We start from the raw sequence: 410 nt of genomic DNA, 5'->3' as shown, positions 1-410 counted from the left end.
CGAGGCCGTCCATGACGTTGCGCTGCGGTATCGCGTACAAGGCCCGCACCGCAGCAGCGCGTCGATCCAGATCCGGATCCATGGCCGAGCAATTACTGGTGCAACTGGTCAGCTGGTTGTAGGCCACTTCCATGCTGAACGAAGGTTCGTCGGACATGAAGTTGCGCGGCATAGTCCAGATCATCGACACGTTGGCATGCGCTGAATTACCGATGGCATAAAACGCGTGGTTGTTGTTGTCCGCCTCTTGGGCTCCAACTTCCACCGGCAGGCTGGTCAACGGCGTGTCGCGACGTACGGAGATCTCTCCGGCGTAGTTGATCGTATCCACTGTAGTGGTGGCACTGATACCGAACGCCTTGATGTCCTCGGGGTACACCCATTGGTATGTTCCGAACCCGGCACCTGTG

At 58.3% G+C, this 410-nt stretch carries 1 protein-coding gene; it reads right to left on the bottom strand.

Annotation, left to right across the window (positions count from 1 at the left end; genetic code table 11):
- On the bottom strand, nucleotides 1-410 hold a 410-nt coding region (locus SxD43FB_RS24135; protein WP_141249672.1), incomplete at both ends, for a DUF1302 family protein.

It is taken from the genome of Sphingobium sp. D43FB (genome assembly GCF_002312805.1).
Classification (GTDB): domain Bacteria; phylum Pseudomonadota; class Alphaproteobacteria; order Sphingomonadales; family Sphingomonadaceae; genus Sphingobium.
This window is presented reverse-complemented; position numbering and strand designations above follow the sequence as displayed.